Origin of the sequence: Candidatus Ichthyocystis sparus, assembly GCF_900078745.1 — a bacterium.
GTDB classification, from domain to species: domain Bacteria; phylum Pseudomonadota; class Gammaproteobacteria; order Burkholderiales; family 2013Ark19i; genus Ichthyocystis; species Ichthyocystis sparus.
On record NZ_FKII01000019.1, the window covers coordinates 1 to 1934 of the forward strand.

1 protein-coding gene is annotated in these 1934 nt (G+C 41.9%); it reads right to left on the bottom strand.

The window, feature by feature from the left end:
- Window positions 1-1934 (bottom strand): hypothetical protein (locus A6733_RS08660; RefSeq protein WP_176696732.1); only part of this gene is annotated, 1934 nt, incomplete at both ends.

Genomic DNA, 1934 nt, shown 5'->3' on the forward strand with positions numbered 1-1934 from the left:
TCACCTACTAAAACTCTCGACTCAGAAGCAATAACTTCTGTAGCTAGTCCAACAATTGCTCTACCCAATACAGATGACTCCGTAGAAGAAGAGGAAACATCTGCATCTAATCCTGATACATATAAAGATAAAGATGAAGATGAAAGAGATGACTCCGTAGAAGAAGAAGAAACATCAGCATCTAATCCCGATACACATAAAGATAAAGATGAAGAGGATGAAGATGAAGAAGACAAAGATGAAGATGAAGGTAAAATCGAAGGTGAAGAGGGAGGTAAAATCGAAGGTGAAGAGGGAGGAGAAAGTGAATCATCCCCCGCATGCATAAATGCAGAAGAAGCCACACCAATTGCATCCAAAACTTCAGCTGATGGTGACAAAGAGGGGGAAATATCAAAAGCTGCTACCATCTCAGATGCAGGTAACTCACGTTCCCCCAAATCAGAAGCAACACCTTCCGCGGTCGAGACCAAAACATCACCACTAATATCCAAAAAAGAACCGACAGAGGGAGTTGGCACAGCAATATACCCATCAACAGGCGAAGAAGATTCGACACCAGGTAGTGCTACAGAAGTAGAGATAACACCAGACTGATCAGAAACAGTTGGCATAGATAAAACTTCAGCTAATGGTAACAAAGGGGAAGAAATATCAGAAGCTACTAACAACTCAGACGCAGGTGCAGACAAAGGTTCAGTTACAGACAAAGGTGCAAACGCAGAAACAGAGGAGGGGGGTACAGCAACAACACTATCAGACGCAGATGAGGATGCTCCATCTTCTAAAGCTCTCAAATCAGAAGCATCACCTTCCAGAGTAGAGACTGAAACATCAGCACTAATTCTAGAAAAACACTCACCAGACAAAGATACCAATTGCATCTCGTGCTGAGATTGAGGCCCAGACTCAGAAGTAGATAGAGATGAAGATAAGGGTAAGGGTGCAAATGAAATAGAGGATTGAAATGAAGGAGCAGGAGATACTTCACCTACTAAAGGTCCAAATGGCGACAAAGATCTTAACTGTGTCTCAGATTGAGGTGGTAATTCAGACCGAAGTCGCGCAGAAGAGATAACCGAGGAATGAGTAAGAGTAGTACTGCAAGCATCCGCACATTTACTACTACCTTCTGATGTCTTGCCTTTACTTATCACACGTCTTTGAGAAACAGTCTCAGTAACAGGAGGCTGAGAAGATAATTCATGCTGAAACTTAATTCGTGGAAGAGAGGCGGCCAAATGGCGAATAAAATCAACAGCACGACTTCCTGACCCCGTACTCTCAGCACACTTACTACTATCACCTGATATCTTGCTTTCACTTATCACACGTCTTTGAGTAATAGTCTTAGTAACAATAGGCAAATAAGGCCCTGTACCTTCAGATAATAACTCAGGTCCAGATTGAGATAATAATTCAGACTGAAGCTGCGAACTAGAAGAAGGACTCACAAGACCTGTGGTAGCACTTACCAAAGTAGCACCACCACTTGCAACTTTACTACTACTATTTCCTGATGCCTTCCCTCTAGCTGTCCTAATTTGTCTTTGGAGAGCTGAAAATGCCGATGCAGGAATACCAGCAATATCGAGGACACTAATAACATCTTCACAACTAACATCACTCAATGATCCATCTTCTAGTTTAGCAAAAACTCTATCAGCCACTACATCCCACTGAGACTCAAATACAGGCTGCACTACATTAAAAGCAGCACAATCTAGTTTCGACAAAAAATCTAATAAAACACCTCCACTTAATGTAACCAGCTCACAATCAGAGGTACTTGATAAAACCCTTATACCAGGAAGTGCGCGTATAAAATCAGGACGGTACTTGTAATGATATATACACAGACACCTAGACATAAAACTAGATAGATGCAATTCTCTATAGATCCTGCACCAAATAGCTCTCCCAATCGTAGAAAG